This window comes from Vibrio sp. McD22-P3 (assembly GCF_021568915.1).
In the GTDB taxonomy this organism is placed as follows: domain Bacteria; phylum Pseudomonadota; class Gammaproteobacteria; order Enterobacterales; family Vibrionaceae; genus Vibrio; species Vibrio mediterranei.
The window spans coordinates 1-2,096 of the sequence record NZ_JAKGTN010000065.1 but is presented as its reverse complement, the minus strand read 5'-3'; the positions used below and the strand labels follow the sequence as shown (position 1 = coordinate 2,096).

Genomic DNA, 2,096 nt, shown 5'->3' with positions numbered 1-2,096 from the left:
AGGATCAGGTAACCAATTGAGTTCTGATGCCATTTTGGATATGGCTAAATCCTTGATGAAGGCAGAAGGAAAGATCCCCAGTATTCGTAAACTCGCCACCAACCTGAACGTAGATGCGATGGCGATCTATTACTACTTCGAAAACAAAAACAAGCTGCTAGAGGCGATAACCACCTCACTGGTTGAAGATATCTATGAGCCTATCGTAAGTGACGATTGGAAATCAGAGCTATACAAGCTGTGCACCAGCTACCTTAGCCTACATGCCGATTATCCCGGTTTGCTGGAAACCATGCTGAGTATGGAAGTGTATGGCCCAGCAGAGGTGTTTTATGAAAAGTTTGAGCAAGTGGTCAAGCCTCTGTCACTAGGTGAAGTCGCTACTATAAATGGTATAAGTCTGTTAGCTGACTACTTACATGGCTACGTTTTGGCGATGAACTGCAATAGTGATCGTAAAGCACTAGATATCAGCATGCTGAAAGGGCCGCTTCAGATGTATTGCATAGCATTGGAAAACACAAAATAGATATGAGATAAGACCCCCCCGACTATTCCTTGTAGATATGATTATTGTTCTGTTATGCAAACTCGATTTGAGATACCAAATGTTATTTGAAGGATAAATATCATCTGAAGTTTCTGAAACGTTTATGTTCAACAATGTGCTAGCTATCGTGTCTAGTCCATTGATGTCACACTGCAATAAAAAACCGCTCATTCGTTGGGGAAGTGAGCGGAAAAAGGTGACAAACTGCTTCTCGTCTCAAGGCTTATTGAGTTTTACCTCAATCAGTTTGCGGGCTGATTCTTCTAGTGTAAATATATCTTCATTACAATTAGTTACATGTTTACAAGTTAAACTTTGCCAATTTGAGTCCAAATCTGGCCTTGTAACGCTAGTTTTTGAATCTGTCGTACGCGCTCTCTTGTCAACCCGATAATTTCACCCACTTCGTCTAGCGTTTTTGTTTCAGTCCCCAATAACCCAAATCGATGGTAGAGCACCTCTTTCTGTCTATCGGGCAAGGTATTAACGTGTCCAACTAATATTTGATTCAAGTTTTCCTTCAAGAGCATCTCTTCTGGCACTTCATAGATATCGTCATCATCAATAGTTGAAAGTTGCTCTCTTCCTGTTGAATCATCCTCATCCCAACCATGCTCAAGCGAATAGGAATGCTCGGCAAGCTTTTGAAGCTTACTGACTTCATTTGATGGAAACCCTGTACGTTCCGATATTTCGCTTACTGTGGCTTCGTGGTGCTCTTTGTCCTGTATTTCTCTTGCCGCTTTATGACAAACTCTGAGCTTTTTGATGACATGTACAGGAATACGAATAGTCCTTCCCTGATTCATAAGAGCTCGGTCAATCGCCTGCTTTATCCACCATGTACCATAGGTTGAAAACCGATAACCGTATTCAGGCTCGAATTTCTCAATCGCTTGTATCAAACCAATATTACCTTCATTGATGAGGTCTAAAAAACCGACACCACGCCCCGAAAATTGTTTTGCTATTTTAACGACCAGCCTTAAATTCGCGTGGAAGAACTCGTCACGCGCTGCGATGTCACCTTCTTTAACTCTTTTGGCTAGAGCTTGCTCTTGTTCTGGTGTCAGTAAGGAGTAGCTCGATATGTCTTTAAAATAGGCCGAGCCAACATCGAATTGGGTTTCTGAATGTTGAGGTGTATTTGACTGATAATCACTGCTCACTACTCTCATAACATCATCCTTGTGTTAGTCGTTAGTTTGACTCAATCGGTCTGAGTCAATACTCATCCCCATATATAAGATATAGCTTATATTTTTACATTTCAATAACATGGCATATAAAAACTGTAGTGTCTCATAGTTTAGACTGAAGGCGGGCATAATGATGTGAAGTAGCTTGTATGCATTTGGAGTTATATAAATATATTACTCAGAAAGAGAAGGGTGATACGCAAGGAAGCGTGCCTTTATGATGTAGCTTGAACAATCCTCTGAATGGAAGATCGCTCAATGGTAGAGCTTTATCAAAAAAGAAACTCACCTGATTGGTGAGTTTTGTTGGCATCATCAAGCAGGATTGTCAGTGGTAGCAGTCGATG

2 protein-coding genes are annotated in these 2,096 nt (G+C 41.0%); one reads left to right on the top strand and one right to left on the bottom strand.

Annotated elements, in window-relative coordinates; all coding sequences use genetic code 11:
- Window positions 1–16: 16 nt before the first annotated feature.
- On the top strand, window positions 17–529 hold the full coding sequence (locus tag L2W36_RS27255; protein ID WP_236112072.1) for a TetR/AcrR family transcriptional regulator: 513 nt from the start codon (window positions 17–19) through the stop codon (window positions 527–529).
- Between the two features lie 329 nt (window positions 530–858).
- Here the strand turns inward: L2W36_RS27255 and L2W36_RS27250 are convergent, their stop codons facing one another.
- Window positions 859–1,728 carry a sigma-70 family RNA polymerase sigma factor gene (locus tag L2W36_RS27250; protein ID WP_236112071.1) on the bottom strand — a complete coding sequence of 290 codons (870 nt, stop codon included), beginning with the start codon at window positions 1,726–1,728 and terminating at the stop codon, window positions 859–861.
- Window positions 1,729–2,096 lie beyond the last annotated feature (368 nt).